This is a genomic window from Mesorhizobium sp. M2E.F.Ca.ET.219.01.1.1 (assembly GCF_004016445.2).
Lineage (GTDB): Bacteria > Pseudomonadota > Alphaproteobacteria > Rhizobiales > Rhizobiaceae > Mesorhizobium.
Genome location: NZ_SADT02000006.1, coordinates 253,723 through 269,325 on the forward strand (window position 1 = coordinate 253,723; position 15,603 = coordinate 269,325).

The window sequence follows — 15,603 nt, forward strand, 5'->3', positions numbered from 1 at the left end:
TCACCACTCCGCGCCGATCTGCGCGCGCGCCGCGGCGAGCTTGTTGTAGAAATACACCGTGAAGGCGATCGACAGCAGGATCGAGAAATAGGCCATGGCGTTGGCGAGGCCCATGCGCGCGTCACTGTAGGCAGTGCGCCCGACCAGCGTCCACAAAAGCTCGGTGCGGCCGGCTGGGCCGCCATCGGTCATGATCTTGACGATGTCATAGGCGCGCGCGACGTCGAGCGAGCGGATCGTCATGGCGATATACGCGAAGGGCATGACGAAGGGCCAGGTGACATAGCGGAAGGTCTGCCAGGGCGTGCAGCCGTCGACGCGCGCCGCCTCGATCGGCTCCTTGGGCATGGCCAGCAGGCCGGCCAGGATCAGGATGGCGAAGATCGAGGTCGACGACCAGACTTCCGCTATGGTGATGGCGGTGAAGGCGAGGTGGCTTACAATCAGCCACGGGATGGCATCCTCAGTGATACCCAGCGACTGCAGCGCGTTGTTCACCAGGCCGATATTGTCGTTGAACATGAATTTGAACTGGAAGCCGACCAGGATCGGCGAGAACATCATCGGGAACATCATCAGTGTGCGCAGGATACGCTGGCCGCGCGTCGCCTTCTCGACCAGCATGGCCAGGCCGAGGCCGAGCAGCATTTCGAGATTGAGCGCGATGGTGAGCAACAGAACGGTGCGGCCGAAGGCCCACCAGAAGTCCGGATTGCTCAGAATCGACATGTAATTCCGGAAGCCGATCAGCACGAAGAAGGTCTCGGGCCGGGTCAGGCGGAAGGGCGTAAAGCTGGAATAGAGTGAGAGCAGCAGCGGCACGAGCACCACCGCCGCCAGCACGACGAAGGCCGGCAGCAACAGGAGAATCGGCGCGGATGGCTTGAAGCCCTTCATCGGGATCCTGTCAGCGAGGTGAAGTGATCCAGCCCCGGTCGATACCGAGGATGGCATATTTTGCGAGGCTACGCGGCCGCCTCCCCGGTTGACAGGGAGGCGGTTGCGGGGCGCGCAGCCTAGAGCTTGCCCGCGTCCTGGAGGATCTGCGTTGCCTTGGCGGCAGCGTCGTCGAGCGCCTGCTTCGACGTCTTGTCGCCGAGGATGGCGGCCTGCAGCTCGGGATAGACGGCGTTGGAGATCTCGATCCATTCCGGCGTCTGCGGCACCGGGAAGGCGTTCTTGGCGGCTTCCTGGAAGGCCTGCAGCACTTCGGTCTTGTACGGATCGGACTTCGCCTGCTCGAGATCCCATTCCCAAACCTTGGTTCGGGTGGGCAGCGGGCCGGCCGCGGCTTCCAGCTTCTGGCTGTCCTCATTGGTAAGCCACCAGACAAGCGAAGCGGCGGCTTCCTTGTTGGCGCAGTTCTCGGTCACCGAGAAGCCATGCGCGCCGGACCAGCCGGAACGCTTGCCGGACGAGCCCTTGGGCTGGACCTTGACGCCGACATTGCCGGCGACCTTGGACGACTTGGGGTCGTTGAAGAAACCGGCCCAGCCCGGCCAGTCGAGGTTGATCGCCACGGTGCCGGAAGCAAAGCCCTGTCCAAGATCGTCCCACAGATAGTTGGTAGTGCCGGCCGGAACCGCCTTGGCCTTGTAGAGGTTGACGAACCAGTCGAGCGCCTTGACGCCGGCCTCGGAGTTGAAGGCGGGCTTGCCGTCCTTGTCGAGATACTCGCCACCGTCGGCGATCACCATCTCGTAGAAGCGGCCGTTGATCGCCTCTTCCTTGCCGGCATATTGCGTGCCGTAGAAGTCCGGCGGGCTGGCGAAGAATTCGGCCTGCTGCGCCATCTCGTCGAACGTGTCCGGCGGAGCGAGCTCCTTACCGTATTTGTCCTTGTAGGCCTTCTTCTTGGCTTCGTCCTGGTAGAGGCTCTTCTGGTAGTAGAGCGCCGAGACGTCGAACTGGGCGCGCGGCAGCATGACCAATTTGCCGTCCAGTGTGCCGGCGGCGATGTTGGCCGGGACGAAGGCGTCGATCTCTTCCTTCGGCAGCAGCTTGGCGAGATCGGTGTAGATGCCCGGATATTGCGGCGCGAACGATGTGTGGTTGGAGCCGACGCACCAGGTGATCGAGTTGGAGGCAATGTCCGACTTGATCTCCTTGTCGAGGTCGAAGTGGTTCTTCTTCGACAGGATGTTGACCTTGGCGCCGGTCAGCTTCTCCCATTCGGGAATGCGCTCGTAGAGCTTCTCATATTGCTGGCCGCCGATCAGCTTGGCGTCGATCGTCACACCCGGAAATTTGCCGGGCAGATCGGCTGAAAATGCCGTGCCGCTCAGCAGCAAACCGGTCAGGCCGGCGGAAATGCCTAGAAGCAGTCTCGTCATGTCTTCTCCTCCCACGAGCTCGCGGCGATGGCCGGCCGGATGCGCAGCCGATCGCTTAAGCTTCATTCATATGCAAATAGCATTTTCATTCCCGGGTCAAGGCGATTGTGCTTCCAGCGGCACGAAGTTCATGCATATATGCAGATCGAAATTTACTGGAGGGGCAGGTGGCAGAGGAAGACGACGGGGACCGCTACCGCGCGCCGGCGCTGGACAAGGGGCTGGACATTCTGGAGTTGCTGGCGAGCGTCGACGGCGGGCTGACCCAGGCGGAGATCGCCAAGCGGCTCGACCGCAGCCCGAACGAGTTCTACCGCATGCTCGACCGCCTGGTGCGGCGCGGCTATGTCACCAAGATCGACGGCGACCGCTATTCGCTGACGCTCAAGCTTTTCGGGCTGGCGCAATTGCACGCGCCGGTGCGGCGGCTGGTGTCCTACGCGACGCCGATCATGCGCGATCTCGCCGAAACCTCATGGCAGGCCAATCAACTGGTGGTATTCGACCGCGGCGCCGCCGTTGTCATCGCGCAGCAGGAGGCGCCGCGTTACTGGGGCATCTCGATCCGCGTCGGCTCGCATATCAGCCTGTTCGACACCGGCTCCGGCCATGTGCTGCTTGCCTTCCGCTCGCCCGAGGAACGCAAGATGATGATCGCCGAGCATCTGCAAAGCACCGAACAGCTCAATTTGACGCCGGAGTTCTTCGCCCGCCTCGATCAGGTGCGCGACCGCGGCTACGAGATGATGGCGTCGCTGCAGACCGCCGGCGTCTACAATCTTTCGACGCCGGTGCTCGGCCCCGACGGCAGGGCAATCGCGGCGCTGACCATCCCCTATATCACCCTTGTCAACGCCCCCACGGCGCCGGACATCACGCTGACGATTCGGCATTTGCAGGACGCCGCCGCGAGGTTGTCGCAGCTTGCAGGCTCGGATGTGCCGCAATCGTCGTAATTTCTTATTTGAATAATGGATTTTTAGGCGGGATATTGTCTGGCACAAATGGGAGGAGACGCCGCCATGATCGTCGACACGCATCTGCACCTCATCGACCAGGCCGCGCTGCGCTACCCGTGGCTGGCCGGCGTGCCGGCGCTGAACCGCGATTTCTCCTACCAGGAATATGCCACCGACGCGCTGCGTTCCGGCATCGAGGCCGTGCTGCATATGGAGGTCGACGTCGATCCCGCCGACATCGCCGCCGAGACCGCCCATGTGAAGTCGCTCGCCGGCCAGGCCGGGAGCCTGCTTCGTGGAGCGATCGCGTCTTGCCGGCCTGAAGAGGCCGGTTTCGAGGCCTATCTGGAAACGGTCAAGGCCGAGCCCTTCGTCAAGGGTTTCCGCCGCGTGCTGCATGTCGTGCCCGACGATGTCTCGGAAGGGGCGCTGTTTCGCCAGAACATCAAGCGGCTGGCCGGCACCGGCCTGACCTTCGACCTCGTTGTGCTGCCGCATCAGATCCCGAAAGCGATGGCGCTCGCCGATCTCGCGCCCGACGTGCAGTTCGTCCTCGACCATTGCGGCGTGCCCGATATCAAGGGCAATGCCGAGCATCCGTGGCGCGAGCATATGGAAGCGATCGCCAAGCGGCCCAACGTCACGGCCAAGATATCCGGCGTCGTCGCCTATGCCGATCCGGCAACCTGGACGGCCGAGACGCTCAAACCCTATGTCGAGCACACGATACGCTGCTTCGGCTGGGACCGGGTGATCTGGGGCAGCGACTGGCCGGTCTGCACGCTGGGCGGCGGACTGACGACCTGGATTGCCGCCACGCACGCGCTGCTGGCCGGCGCGAGCGAGTCGGAGCGGAGCCGCCTGCTTTCGGGCAATGCGCGCCGGCTCTGGCGAATATAGACGTCACGCTCGCCGGGCGTCGCGGTGGCAATCAGCACGTCTAACCGGCGGCGGCCGGCGCGAAACTCTCCCGGAACAGGCGATTGATGTCTGCGACGACTTGGGCGGCGTCCTGCCTGCCGGCAAGGCCTTCGTTGATGCGGTCGGAGGCCTGCTGCTGGAACGTCATGTAACCGTCGTGGCGCGGGCGGACCCAGGCGCCTTCGAGCGTCGCCCTTGTGTCGCGATAGAAATTACCAGTCGCGGCGTTGATGGCATCGTCCTCCCAGGCGGCGGCATGGCCTGGCTGGCCGCCCGCAGCGGCGTAAGGGCCACGCTGCACGTCGCCGCTGGCGATCCAGTAGGCGAAGTCGATGGCCGCCTCGCGTTCGGTCGAAAAGGCGGAGACGGCGATGCCGGTTCCGCCGAGCGCCGAACCGACCGGGCCGTTGCCGCCAACGACCGGCATGTCGGCAAAGGCGAGCCGATGCGGCCGGAAGCCGGCGACCGCATAGGGGACATAGCCGTAGATCAGCGGCGCGCAGGCGATGCGCGAGCCGGGCTCGGCCATTTTCTCGAACACGGCGATCGGATCCATAGCCAGGCATTGCGGATCCACCAACGCCGCGATCTCGCGCAGCATCTCGAAGGCGGTTTCGCCGGTCTCGCCATCGACAAGGTCGGCCGAACCGTCAACCGCGCAGGGCCGGTCGAGCTCGGCGGCAAGCGTGTAGAAGCACATCAGCGAATGCGGCGGCCTGAGCGGCAGGAGCACGCGGCCCTGCTCGGCAAACGCCAGCACTTCGGTCCAGATTCTTGGCGCGGCCTCGATCAGATCGGGCCGCCAGGCCTGAACCTGCGTCGCCGCATCGATCGGGAAAGCCCATTGCTGGCCCTGCCAGGTGTAGCTCGGATAGGACTTGCCGACGCTTCCCCTCGCGAGCGCTGCGCGCTCCGCCTCGCGTCCCGGCACATCGAGCGGCGCCAGGCATTTCTCGGCAGTGATCTGGCCGACATGCGGATGGTCGATGACGATCAAATCATAGGCGCGGGCGAGCTCTTCCACCGGGAAGGACTCGAAATCCTGCAGCGATCGCTTTTCCCATTCGACCGAAACGCCGGTCTTGTCCTTCCACAGCGCCGAACACGCCACCATCGGGTCGTAGCCGCGCGGGTGGCTCCAGGTCATCCCTTTCAGCCGGATCACAGGCCGAACTCCGCGCGGATCTTTTCGCTGTGCTCGCCGATGCGGGGAGCGGCCCGATCGCCCTTGGCGCGCGCGCCGTCGACGCGCAGAGGCGAACGCGTGGTGAGGATCGAGACATTGTCCTCGCGCGTCACCGTCTGCAGCATGTCGAGCGCCTTGAAGCCGTCGTTCTCCATCAGTTCCGGCCAGGTCAGCACCTTGGCGCACCAGATGTCGGCGGGCTCGAGAATGGCCAGCCATTCGTCGATGGTTTTTTCCCCGATGCGTTTTGCGATGATCGCCTTGATCTCGTCGCGGGCGGTGAACCAGGTCGCGGGCCTGTCGCGGAAGGAGTCGAGCTCGGGCAATTCGAGCAGATCGGCAATCTTCGGGATCGGCGTCATGGCGATCGCCAGGTAGCCGTCCTTGGCCGGATAGACGCCGTAAGGTGCCGAGAGATAGGCATGGGCGCTGCGGAAGGACGAGCGCTTCGGCTGGCGGCGGCCGTCATTGAGATGCGTGGTCAGCACCTCGAACTGGAAATCGACCAGCGCCTCGAGCAGGCTGGTCTCGACATGGCCGCCCTCGCCGGTGGTGCCGCGCCGCACCAGCTTGGCGAGGATGCCTTGCGCGCAGGCAGCGCCCGCCAGCATGTCGGCGATCGCCAGGCCGAACGGCACCGGCCCCTGCTCCTCGTCGCCGTTCAGCCACATCACGCCGGAACGCGCCTGTGCAAGCAGGTCCTGCCCCGGGCGCTTCACCCACGGGCCGTCCTCGCCATAGCCGCTGATCGAAGCATAGACGAGCCGCGGGTTGATCGCCCTCACATGCTCATAGTCGAGGCCGAGCCGCTCGATGACGCCCGGCCGGAAGTTCTGGATCAGCACGTCGGCCTTGGCGATCAGGCCGCGCAGCGCGGCGAGGTCGGCCTCGTTCTTGAGGTCGATGGCGAGGCTCTCCTTGCCGCGGTTGATGGCATGGAAAATGGTGGAATCGCCGCCGATCTCGGTGTCGCTGAGATAGAGCCTGCGCGACAGATCCCCGCCGTCCGGCCGCTCGATCTTGATGACGCGCGCGCCAAGGTCGAGCAGGCGAAGCGAACAGTAGGGCCCCGACAGGAACTGACTCATGTCGATGACGATGAGGCCGGTCAGCGGAAGTTCGGTATCAGCAGCCACGGGTCACTTCTCGGTCTTGCCGACGAAATCGGCCGGGTTCTTGTACTTCACCGTCTGCAAATGCTCGCAGTAAAGTACGAGCTCTCCTTCACCCTTGAAGACTTCATAGCTGGCGCGGATCAGGCCCATGTCCTGGTAGCGCGGCTTTTTGTCGAGGTTGGTGCGGATCGAATAGATGGTGTCGCCGATGAAGACCGGCTTGATGAAGCGAAGCTTGTCATAGCCATAGGAAAAGGCGTTGACGCAGTTGGTGGCGACCAGGCCGAGCCCGGCCGAAAAGACGAAGGCGCCGGCCACCAGCCGCTTGCCGAAAATGCGTTCCTTCTCGGCGAACATCTGGTCCTGGACGTAAGGATGGATATCCAGCACCAGCGCATTGAACATATGGCTTTCGCCCTCGGCTATCGTGCGGCGGAGCGAGCGGATTTTGTGGCCGGGCTGCCAGTCCTCGTAGAACCAGTTTTCCGAATTCCAGACGGGGATGTCGGCATGCGCCTCAGGCATGTCGGCAGGATGCGTCGAGGCGATACCGACGGTCGGCGAGAACGCGCTCATGCCGTGCTCCGGGAGCTTCCGGCGCGCCCTGCAAGGCGGTTCCAGGCGCGATGCCGGATGGCGAGACGCATGATCGCTTTCCTCCCGTCAATTTTCTTTTGTGAATAATATTTTCACATATGGGATTGCCTTGCAAGCGACGATCGGCGAAATTTTTGGAAAGCCGGTACGGGCGGAGGAGCCGCCGGCAGCGGAGGAAACCGACAGAAAGGGCCTGTGTTGTCTCTGTCGGCAGCCTCAAGCGCGAGGCGCCCTATTTCCACAGGCGCGCGCGGCGTCGGCCTCGGCGTCTATGCCTTGGACGAGGCGACACTTGCCGTGTGGAAGCTGGCGTTGCTTAGTGGCTGACCCGCACGAACGAGCCGGTATAGGTCTGGCCGGCAAGCACGTAGGTGACGTTGAGCGTTCCCGGCGACGGCATCGTGGCGGTGATGTCGGCACCATTCGGCAGGCGCCCGAGCTTCAAGGTGCTGCCGACGATCCTGCCGGAGCCATCGGCGACGCCCGGCTTGTTGTCGGCGAGATCGCCCCATGCGTAGCTGACCGTCACCTGTCCGGCCGACGACACCGTCAGCACCGCGAGCTTGCCGTCATACATGCCGTTGAGCTGCCCCGCCCATATACCGGAGAAGGCGGCGTATCTCGCCGGAACGCCCTTGGCGGGCGGAACGACCGCGACCGTCTGATCGAGTTCAGCCGAATTCGGCAAGGCCGGAGCGGGAGCGCCGGCCGGAGCGGGTTGCGGGTCAGCAATAGGTTGCGCACCAGCAACAGGTTGCGCACCAGCAACAGGTTGCGAACCAGCAACAGGTTGCGTGTCTGGAGTCGACTGGCAGGCGGCAAGCATGGCCACAACGCCCAGCATCGGCAAGAGACTGCTTGATCGTGCAAGCAGTCCGGATCGAACCCGTCCCTGCGCCAGTTTCCCACCCCAAACCGGAATTCTCATAAGCATCCCTCTGACAGGAAGCCCCTTAGCCTAGTTGCCGCCGCCGGCATAGGGATTTCCTCGAGCGCGGTCCTCTCCGCTCAGCGCGAACCACCTGGCCAGCAAATCGTCGCCGAGACGCCGTGGCGCGAAGCGATCGAAGGCGCCAGCGAGACGGACACTCCGTCTATTGAGCCGGCGCGCCGCCGGGATCAGCAGAAAGCCCTGTTCGCCGGTCGAATACCACAATCCCAGATACAGCAACGCCAACAATATCGCGACGATCACCGCAATCCGGACCAGAACGCGCATCACGTTGTCACCTGTTGCGCCGGCATGTTCCCGATTCATATACCGAAAATGCGGCCGGTAAAATCTTCGAGACCTGCGGTTCCGCGTCGACGGCTCTTATGCCGACCTGCTAGCTCTCTTCGCCGGATACGACCTGTGTCGCTTCCGTCCGGGCAGCTTTTCCAGGGACGACAGCTCCACTTGCTCGCATCCATCGGGCGCTGTCGGTGGCGTGATGCCGGAACTCCCGCCGATGCCCCGCGTTCCCAAGAAACCAGCAGCGACTGCGCTTCACCGATTCGAGCAAAGATCGTTCGTCGATTTCCTTCGAGAAGAATAAGAGCACGGAGTTCCAGCCATGGCTTTCACGCTTGAGAGTCCAGCCTTTGAAACCGGGCAGGCCATTCCCGAGCGCTATGTGCGCAACGGAGGCAACTTGTCTCCTCCCCTGCAATGGAAGAACGCTCCGGCCGGGACCAGAAGCTTCCTGCTTGTCGTCGAGGATCCCGATGCGCCACGCGGCATGTTTCGCCATTGGGCGGTCTATGACATCCCCGCCGGCCGGGACAGCCTGCCGGAAGGCGCCGCCGGACCGGAAAGTTTCCGCCAAGGCGTGAACGACTTCGGCAATGCCCATTATGACGGTCCCCAGCCGCCAAAAGGTGGCGTCCATCACTATCACTTCCGCCTTTCAGCGCTCGACGTGGAGACGCTGGAATCCGGCGGAGAAACGGCAATCGCCGACCTTCTGGCCCATGCGGGACCGCACATGATCGCCACCGCCGACCTTGTCGGCACATATGAAAGCCGCTGACGCGCGATCCGAAGCGGCTTGTCGGCGTTCGATCATGCCCTCCGTTCGAACAAGGAGAAAGACAATGCCGGACAAGAAAACCATCGAAAAGGCGCGCAAGGACAAGCGCGAAGGCAAGTCGGCAAGCACACAGGCCGGCGAGTTCGTTCACGCGGAAATCGACAAGGTCCGCCAGGGCGAACATGGCGCCCGCTCCACCAAGCAGGCGATCGCCATCGGCCTTTCGGAGGCGCGCCGCGCGGGCGTCGATCTGCCGCCGCCCAAAAAAGGCGACGTGAAGGAGAGCACGCGCAAGAGCGCCAAATACGCTTACGAGGCAGGCCAGGGCGAACGGAAGCCGAAGCGACGGCCGAAGGTCGCGAAGGCGGTATCGAAGGTGCTCGAGGGCGAGCCGAAAAGCACCGCCTCCCGCAAGGCCCTGTCGCGGCAGGCCGAGAGCGCCGCATCCGGCCGCACGGCCGCAGAGCGGTCGGCGGCGGCAAGGAAAGCGGCGCAGACCAAAGGCGCCGCCGGACGATCAGCGGCGGCGCGCAAGGCAGCCAGAACCCGTGCGGAGCGCGGTCAGCCGCAGCCGCAGGATGGGTAGCAGATCTGTAGGTAGGATTCTGCGTCGAGCCTATACCAGCCGGAAAATGGCTTTGCGTCCAGGCCGCTCCTACGGGCTCGGGCGCCGCGCGCGTGAGCAGCGGTGACGATTTCTGCCGCTAAGAAATCTGCTCAGGAAGGACTGTTTGGTGGAGCCAATCGGAATCGAACCGACGACCTCTTGAATGCCATTCAAGCGCTCTCCCAACTGAGCTATGGCCCCACTCCCGGCAGTCAGCCGGCGCCGTTTCCGGCGAAGAGATCCGGCGCGGTTGGGAACCGCGCCGTCGTTTAGTGCTGGCGGCTTCTAGCGCCGCCTTCGGTCAAGATCAAGCCTCGAAAGACCGCTTTTTCGTCACAGGCGAAAATCGCCGGCAAACGATCAGAATCAGACCTCGTCCTCGTCGTCGCCGACGCCGATCATATCGGAGACGTCGTCGTCCTCTTCCTCTTCGTCGGCAAGGAAGGTGTCGTCTTCATCATCGCCGAGATCGACATCGTCCTCGTCGTCGCCGAGATCGGGAAGATCGTCGCCGCCGCCCTTGGCCTCGTCATCGGCTTCCTCGAGCGAGACGACTTCGGCGCCTTCCTCCTCGTCGCCGTCCAGTTCCTTGTCGGCGACCTCCTCATCCTCCTCGAGGGCGGAGATCTTGCCTTCCTCGAAATAGGAGCGCGGATAGCTCTTGCCGGTATAGGGCGAGACGATCGGGTCTTTGTTCAGGTCGTAGAATTTCCGACCCGTTTCGGGGTCGACACGCTTGGTGCCAAGTTCAGCTTTTGCCACGTCAGGCCTCGTCAAAAAAAGAATGGTCCCCTTAACCGCAGTTTTCCGCGCTGTCAAAGCCAAAAGACATGCGCCCGAAACCCGCTTTTCAAAGGCTTGCGCCAAGGGGATGACCATTGCCCCGCGCCGTGATACGAGACCGCCGCATCATGACGAACCGGGCCGGCCAGCCGGCCTTTCATTTGGAAGACAAAATGTCTCATTCCGCCGCCGCTAAACCAGCCACGGCCCGCAAATCCCCTGCCCTTGCCGGCACTGCGCGCGTGCCGGGCGACAAGTCGATCTCGCACCGTTCCTTCATGTTCGGCGGCCTTGCCTCCGGCGAGACGCGCATCACCGGCCTGCTCGAAGGAGAGGACGTGATGCGCACGGGCGCGGCCATGAAGGCGATGGGCGCGCATATCGAGAAGAACGGCGCCGAATGGGTGATCCGCGGCACCGGCAACGGCGCGCTGCTGCAGCCGGAAGGGCCGCTCGATTTCGGCAATGCCGGCACCGGCTCGCGGCTCACCATGGGCCTTGTCGGCACCTATGACATGGAGACGACCTTCATCGGCGACGCCTCGCTGTCCGGCCGGCCGATGGGCCGCGTGCTCGACCCGCTGCGCCAAATGGGCGTGCAGGTGCTGAAGGCGGCACCGGGCGACCGCATGCCGATCACATTGCGCGGCCCGAAACACGCCGCGCCGATCACCTATCGCGTGCCGATGGCGTCGGCCCAGGTGAAGTCGGCGGTGCTGCTTGCCGGCCTGAACACGCCCGGCATCACCACGGTGATCGAGCCGGTGATGACCCGCGACCATACCGAAAAGATGCTGAAAGGGTTTGGCGCCAATCTGACGGTCGAGACCGACGAACGCGGCGTGCGCCACATCTTCATCGAGGGCCAGGGCAAGCTCACCGGACAGACGATCGCCGTGCCCGGCGACCCCTCTTCCGCCGGCTTCCCGCTGGTGGCCGCGCTCATCGTGCCGGGCTCGGATATCGTGATCGAGAACGTGCTGATGAACCCGACGCGCACGGGGCTTCTGTTGACGCTGCAGGAAATGGGCGGCCGCATCGACATCCTCAACCCGCGCAATGCCGGTGGCGAGGACGTGGCGGATTTGCGGGTGCGTTCCTCCGACCTCAAGGGCGTCGTGGTGCCGCCGGAGCGAGCGCCGTCGATGATCGACGAATATCCGGTGCTGGCGGTCGCGGCGAGCTTCGCCGAGGGCGAGACGCTGATGCAGGGCCTGGAGGAATTGCGTGTCAAGGAATCCGACCGGCTGTCGGCGGTCGCCAACGGGCTGAAGCTCAATGGCGTCGACTGCACCGAGGGCGAGGCATCGCTTGCCGTGCGCGGCAGACCGGGCGGCAAGGGGCTCGGCGCCCACCCCAACGGCCAGGATACGGTGGTGAAGACCCATCTCGACCACCGCATCGCCATGAGCTTCCTGGTGATGGGGCTGGCGACGGAAAAGCCGGTGACCATCGACGATGCCAACATGATCGCGACGAGCTTTCCGGAGTTCATGGGGCTGATGAAGGGACTGGGCGCGGAGATCGAGTGACGGCGATGGGTTGGAGCCGAACTGAGATGTTGGCGGGACAGCGCGAAGGATCGCGGCGCTTATTGTATTTGTCGCCCCCTCCAACCGCGACGCTCCATCCATGACCCACACCTTCACCATAGCCATCGACGGCCCCGCAGGCGCGGGCAAAGGCACACTCGCCCGCCGGCTCGCCGATCACTACCGGCTGAACCTGCTCGACACCGGCCTCACCTATCGCGCGGTGGCGCATAAGCTGCTCGAGCTCGGTCTGCCGCTCGACAATGTCTCGGCGGCCGAAACCGCGGCGCGGCAGGTGGACCTCTCCAACCTCGACCGTACAGTGCTTTCGGCGCATGCGGTGGGCGAAGCGGCATCGAAAGTCGCAGTCATCCCCACGGTGCGGCGTATCCTGGTCGAGAAGCAGCGGGCCTTCGCCAAGGCGCCGCCGGGCGCGGTGCTCGACGGCCGCGACATCGGCACGGTGGTGTGTCCCGACGCCGACATCAAGCTCTATGTCACGGCAAGCGCAGAGGTGCGCGCCAGGCGCCGGCTGGCCGAGATCGAGAGCATGGGCGGCAGCGGCGATTTCGCCACCATCCTCGCCGACATCGAGCGCCGCGACGAGCGCGACATGGGCAGAGCCTCCTCGCCGCTGAAGCCGGCGGCGGACGCGCACTTGCTTGATACCAGCGAAATGGCTATAGAGGCCGCGTTTCTGGCGGCGATGGCAATCGTTGACGAGGTCCTTGCCAAGAGAAACAAGGCCTGATCGGGCTTTTTCGGTTGCCTTGAGCGGCGAAAATACCCATATCGGGCACGAACCAGCCTGCCAGCATTCTTCATGCGCCGGACTTGCCGCTTAGGCGGCCAAGGGCTCTTCAGCCCGGAACGCCGGCAGGCTCACGCAACGCTAACCCACGGCGCCCGCTCCGCCAGCGCGCGGAGCATTCCAGGAGAAACAATGTCAGCTGCTAATCCGTCTCGCGACGATTTCGCGAGCATGCTCGAAGAATCATTCACCGCCGGCCATTCCGGCGAGGGCCAGGTTGTCCGGGGCACGATCACCGCGATCGAAAAGGACATGGCCATCATCGATGTCGGCCTCAAGGTCGAAGGCCGCGTGCCGCTGAAGGAATTCGGCGCCAAGGGCAAGGACTCTTCCCTCAAGGTCGGCGACACCGTCGAGGTCTATGTCGAGCGCATCGAGAACGCGCTTGGCGAAGCCATGCTGTCGCGCGAGAAGGCTCGCCGCGAGGAGAGCTGGGTGCGTCTCGAAGAGAAGTTCACCAAGGGTGAGCGCGTCGAAGGCGTCATCTTCAACCAGGTCAAGGGCGGCTTCACCGTCGACCTCGACGGCGCCGTGGCGTTCCTGCCGCGCAGCCAGGTTGATATCCGCCCGATCCGCGACGTCACCCCGCTGATGCACAACCCGCAGCCCTTCGAGATCCTCAAGATGGATCGCCGCCGCGGCAACATCGTGGTGTCGCGCCGCACCGTGCTCGAGGAGAGCCGCGCCGAACAGCGTTCGGAAATCGTGCAGAACCTCGAGGAAGGCCAGGTGGTCGAAGGCGTGGTCAAGAACATCACCGACTACGGTGCGTTCGTCGACCTCGGCGGCATCGACGGCCTCCTGCATGTCACCGACATGGCATGGCGCCGCGTCAACCATCCGACCGAGATCCTTAACATCGGCCAGACGGTCAAGGTGCAGATCATCCGCATCAACCAGGAAACCCACCGCATCTCGCTCGGCATGAAGCAGCTCGAGTCGGATCCGTGGTCGGATATCGGCACCAAGTTCCCGATCGGCAAGAAGATCAAGGGCACCGTCACCAACATCACCGACTACGGCGCGTTCGTCGAGCTGGAGCCGGGCATCGAAGGCCTCATCCACGTTTCGGAAATGTCGTGGACGAAGAAGAACGTGCACCCCGGCAAGATCCTGTCGACGACACAGGAAGTCGACGTGGTGGTGCTCGAGGTCGATCCGGCCAAGCGCCGCATCTCGCTCGGTCTCAAGCAGACGCTGGAGAACCCGTGGGAAGCCTTCGCGCGCAGCCATCCAGTCGGCAGCCAGGTCGAGGGCGAGGTCAAGAACAAGACCGAGTTCGGCCTGTTCATCGGCCTGGAAGGCGACGTGGACGGCATGGTGCACCTGTCCGACCTCGACTGGACCCGTCCGGGCGAGCAGGTCATCGAAGAGTACAATCGCGGCGACATGGTCAAGGCGCAGGTGCTCGACGTCGACATCGAGAAGGAGCGCATCTCGCTCGGCATCAAGCAGCTGGCCCGTGACACGGTCGGCGAAGCGGCCAGCAGCGGCGAGCTGCGCAAGAACGCCGTCGTCACCTGCGAGGTCATCGGCGTGAAGGATGGCGGTCTGGACGTGCGGCTGGTCGACAGCGGCATCGAGACCTTCATCAAGCGCTCCGACCTTTCGCGCGACCGCGACGAGCAGCGCCCCGAGCGCTTCACCGTCGGCCAGAAGGTCGATGCCCGCGTCATCGCCTTCGACAAGAAGACCCGCAAGCTGCAGGTCTCGATCAAGGCGCTGGAAATCGCCGAGGAGAAGGAAGCGGTCGCCCAGTACGGCTCGACCGACTCCGGCGCCTCGCTTGGCGACATCCTGGGCGCGGCGCTGAAGAAGCAGGGCAACTAAGCTCGCTTCACACCAAAAGAAAAACCCCGCCGGAGCGATCCGGCGGGGTTTTTCTTTGTCGGGATATCAGAGCAATTCCAGGAAAAGAGTCAGCGGTTTTCCGTCCGGAATTGCGTAAAACAAGAGATAGAGTTCAGGCCCGGCCGTAGAGCGGAACCAGCGTGCCGCTCATGGCCTGGTTGGCTGGCGAGGCGAGATAGGCGATCGCTTCGGCCGCGGCCTCGAGGCTGACCCATTTGCTGAAATCGGCGTCCGGCATACTGTCGCGATTGGCCTGCGTGTCGAGCGTCGAGGGCGCCACCGCATTGACCAGGATGCCCTTGTGCTTCAGCTCCTCGGCCATGGCGACCGTCATTGCCGCGACCGCCGCCTTGCTCGCGGTGTATGCGACCATGCCGGAGCCGCGCCTCGGATCGAGGCCGGCGCGCGCGGTGACATTGACGATGCGGCCAGCCGTGTTGGACGCCAGCATCGAGCGCACCGCGGCGCGGCTGCACAGGAAGGTCGTGCGGGCGTTGGTGTCCATCATTTCGGCGAAGGAAGCCGACTCGATCTTTTCGACCGGCGCCATGGTGAAGCCGCCAGCGAGGTGGATCGAGGCCCAGAGGTCGGGGACCTGATGGTAGAAGGCTTCGACCTTGGCCGAATCCGAAAGGTCGACATTATGCGCCAGATGCACGCTGGCGTGGGCTGCGTAAGGAAAATGCGGCGGGGCCGCCGCGTGGGCATTGGGCACGTGGCAGATCGCGCCCCGCTCCAGCAATCTGCCGACAACCGCGCCGCCGAGCGCCCCAGTGCCGCCCGTGATCACGATATGCCTGCCGTTAAGCGTTTCCGTCATACTTTGACCGCTCCTGTCATTTTCTTATGATTATATCTTGGGTTATGCCGCCCCAGGCTCGAACGTCGCGCCTTTC

The 15,603-nt window shown here is 64.0% G+C and carries 16 protein-coding genes and 1 tRNA gene; 7 read left to right on the forward strand and 10 right to left on the reverse strand.

Going from position 1 to position 15,603, the window contains the following annotated elements:
- Entirely contained in the window at positions 1–897 is an 897-nt protein-coding gene (locus tag EN862_RS27140; protein ID WP_127866561.1) for a sugar ABC transporter permease, read from the reverse strand.
- A gap of 119 nt (positions 898–1,016) precedes the next feature.
- Positions 1,017–2,333 carry an extracellular solute-binding protein gene (locus tag EN862_RS27145; protein WP_127866562.1) on the reverse strand — a complete coding sequence of 439 codons (1,317 nt, stop codon included), beginning with the start codon at positions 2,331–2,333 and terminating at the stop codon, positions 1,017–1,019.
- A 167-nt stretch (positions 2,334–2,500) separates the two neighbouring features.
- On the opposite strand from EN862_RS27145, the gene EN862_RS27150 reads away from it, so the two are divergent.
- Positions 2,501–3,289: an IclR family transcriptional regulator gene (locus tag EN862_RS27150; RefSeq protein ID WP_127866563.1), complete on the forward strand. Its 789-nt coding sequence runs from the start codon at positions 2,501–2,503 to the stop codon at positions 3,287–3,289.
- A gap of 66 nt (positions 3,290–3,355) precedes the next feature.
- Positions 3,356–4,192: an amidohydrolase gene (locus tag EN862_RS27155; RefSeq protein ID WP_127866564.1), complete on the forward strand. Its 837-nt coding sequence runs from the start codon at positions 3,356–3,358 to the stop codon at positions 4,190–4,192.
- Between the two features lie 40 nt (positions 4,193–4,232).
- Here the strand turns inward: EN862_RS27155 and EN862_RS27160 are convergent, their stop codons facing one another.
- The 5 genes from EN862_RS27160 to EN862_RS27180 form a co-directional block, all read right to left on the reverse strand.
- Positions 4,233–5,360 (reverse strand): extracellular solute-binding protein, encoded by a 1,128-nt coding sequence (locus EN862_RS27160; RefSeq protein WP_127866565.1) that lies wholly within the window; start codon positions 5,358–5,360, stop codon positions 4,233–4,235.
- A gap of 14 nt (positions 5,361–5,374) precedes the next feature.
- Positions 5,375–6,535, reverse strand: a complete 1,161-nt coding sequence (locus tag EN862_RS27165) for a CaiB/BaiF CoA-transferase family protein (protein ID WP_127866566.1) — start codon at positions 6,533–6,535, stop codon at positions 5,375–5,377.
- Between the two features lie 3 nt (positions 6,536–6,538).
- A complete protein-coding gene (locus EN862_RS27170; protein WP_127866567.1) occupies positions 6,539–7,090 on the reverse strand; it encodes a MaoC family dehydratase in 552 nt (183 codons plus the stop codon).
- A 337-nt stretch (positions 7,091–7,427) separates the two neighbouring features.
- Positions 7,428–7,799 carry a hypothetical protein gene (locus tag EN862_RS27175; protein ID WP_245519704.1) on the reverse strand — a complete coding sequence of 124 codons (372 nt, stop codon included), beginning with the start codon at positions 7,797–7,799 and terminating at the stop codon, positions 7,428–7,430.
- Positions 7,800–8,069: 270 nt separating this feature from the next.
- Positions 8,070–8,330, reverse strand: a complete 261-nt coding sequence (locus EN862_RS27180) for a hypothetical protein (protein WP_127866568.1) — start codon at positions 8,328–8,330, stop codon at positions 8,070–8,072.
- Between the two features lie 337 nt (positions 8,331–8,667).
- Between EN862_RS27180 and EN862_RS27185 the strand changes: the two genes are divergently transcribed.
- Complete coding sequence (locus EN862_RS27185; protein ID WP_127866569.1) at positions 8,668–9,123, forward strand: YbhB/YbcL family Raf kinase inhibitor-like protein; 456 nt, start codon at positions 8,668–8,670, stop codon at positions 9,121–9,123.
- A 64-nt stretch (positions 9,124–9,187) separates the two neighbouring features.
- Positions 9,188–9,709 carry a DUF6496 domain-containing protein gene (locus EN862_RS27190; RefSeq protein ID WP_127866570.1) on the forward strand — a complete coding sequence of 174 codons (522 nt, stop codon included), beginning with the start codon at positions 9,188–9,190 and terminating at the stop codon, positions 9,707–9,709.
- A 146-nt stretch (positions 9,710–9,855) separates the two neighbouring features.
- On the opposite strand, the gene EN862_RS27195 is transcribed toward EN862_RS27190, so the two are convergent.
- Together EN862_RS27195 and EN862_RS27200 are read right to left on the reverse strand one after the other, a co-directional pair.
- Positions 9,856–9,931 (reverse strand) — tRNA-Ala (locus EN862_RS27195).
- Between the two features lie 165 nt (positions 9,932–10,096).
- Entirely contained in the window at positions 10,097–10,492 is a 396-nt protein-coding gene (locus tag EN862_RS27200; RefSeq protein ID WP_127866571.1) for a TIGR02300 family protein, read from the reverse strand.
- A 194-nt stretch (positions 10,493–10,686) separates the two neighbouring features.
- On the opposite strand from EN862_RS27200, the gene aroA reads away from it, so the two are divergent.
- The 3 genes from aroA to rpsA all read left to right on the forward strand — a co-directional run bounded on the left by aroA (position 10,687) and on the right by rpsA (position 14,686).
- Entirely contained in the window at positions 10,687–12,045 is a 1,359-nt protein-coding gene (aroA, locus tag EN862_RS27205; protein ID WP_127866572.1) for a 3-phosphoshikimate 1-carboxyvinyltransferase, read from the forward strand.
- A 100-nt stretch (positions 12,046–12,145) separates the two neighbouring features.
- On the forward strand, positions 12,146–12,796 hold the full coding sequence (gene cmk / locus EN862_RS27210; protein ID WP_127866573.1) for a (d)CMP kinase: 651 nt from the start codon (positions 12,146–12,148) through the stop codon (positions 12,794–12,796).
- Positions 12,797–12,988: 192 nt separating this feature from the next.
- Entirely contained in the window at positions 12,989–14,686 is a 1,698-nt protein-coding gene (gene rpsA, locus EN862_RS27215; RefSeq protein WP_127866574.1) for a 30S ribosomal protein S1, read from the forward strand.
- A 133-nt stretch (positions 14,687–14,819) separates the two neighbouring features.
- On the opposite strand, the gene EN862_RS27220 is transcribed toward rpsA, so the two are convergent.
- The gene (locus tag EN862_RS27220) at positions 14,820–15,527 is read right to left on the reverse strand and encodes an SDR family NAD(P)-dependent oxidoreductase (protein WP_127866575.1); all 708 of its coding nucleotides are present in this window, start codon (positions 15,525–15,527) and stop codon (positions 14,820–14,822) included.
- Positions 15,528–15,603 lie beyond the last annotated feature (76 nt).

What these genes read in the sequence shown, in the direction of transcription:
- EN862_RS27140 (WP_127866561.1), bottom strand. Translation starts at nt 897, where the DNA reads ATGAAGGGCTTCAAGCCATCCGCGCCGATTCTCCTGTTGCTGCCGGCC.
- EN862_RS27145 (WP_127866562.1), bottom strand. Translation starts at nt 2,333, where the DNA reads ATGACGAGACTGCTTCTAGGCATTTCCGCCGGCCTGACCGGTTTGCTG.
- EN862_RS27155 (WP_127866564.1), top strand. Translation starts at nt 3,356, where the DNA reads ATGATCGTCGACACGCATCTGCACCTCATCGACCAGGCCGCGCTGCGC.
- EN862_RS27160 (WP_127866565.1), bottom strand. Translation starts at nt 5,360, where the DNA reads ATGACCTGGAGCCACCCGCGCGGCTACGACCCGATGGTGGCGTGTTCG.
- EN862_RS27170 (WP_127866567.1), bottom strand. Translation starts at nt 7,090, where the DNA reads ATGAGCGCGTTCTCGCCGACCGTCGGTATCGCCTCGACGCATCCTGCC.
- EN862_RS27180 (WP_127866568.1), bottom strand. Translation starts at nt 8,330, where the DNA reads ATGCGCGTTCTGGTCCGGATTGCGGTGATCGTCGCGATATTGTTGGCG.
- EN862_RS27185 (WP_127866569.1), top strand. Translation starts at nt 8,668, where the DNA reads ATGGCTTTCACGCTTGAGAGTCCAGCCTTTGAAACCGGGCAGGCCATT.
- EN862_RS27190 (WP_127866570.1), top strand. Translation starts at nt 9,188, where the DNA reads ATGCCGGACAAGAAAACCATCGAAAAGGCGCGCAAGGACAAGCGCGAA.
- aroA (WP_127866572.1), top strand. Translation starts at nt 10,687, where the DNA reads ATGTCTCATTCCGCCGCCGCTAAACCAGCCACGGCCCGCAAATCCCCT.
- cmk (WP_127866573.1), top strand. Translation starts at nt 12,146, where the DNA reads ATGACCCACACCTTCACCATAGCCATCGACGGCCCCGCAGGCGCGGGC.
- rpsA (WP_127866574.1), top strand. Translation starts at nt 12,989, where the DNA reads ATGTCAGCTGCTAATCCGTCTCGCGACGATTTCGCGAGCATGCTCGAA.
- EN862_RS27220 (WP_127866575.1), bottom strand. Translation starts at nt 15,527, where the DNA reads ATGACGGAAACGCTTAACGGCAGGCATATCGTGATCACGGGCGGCACT.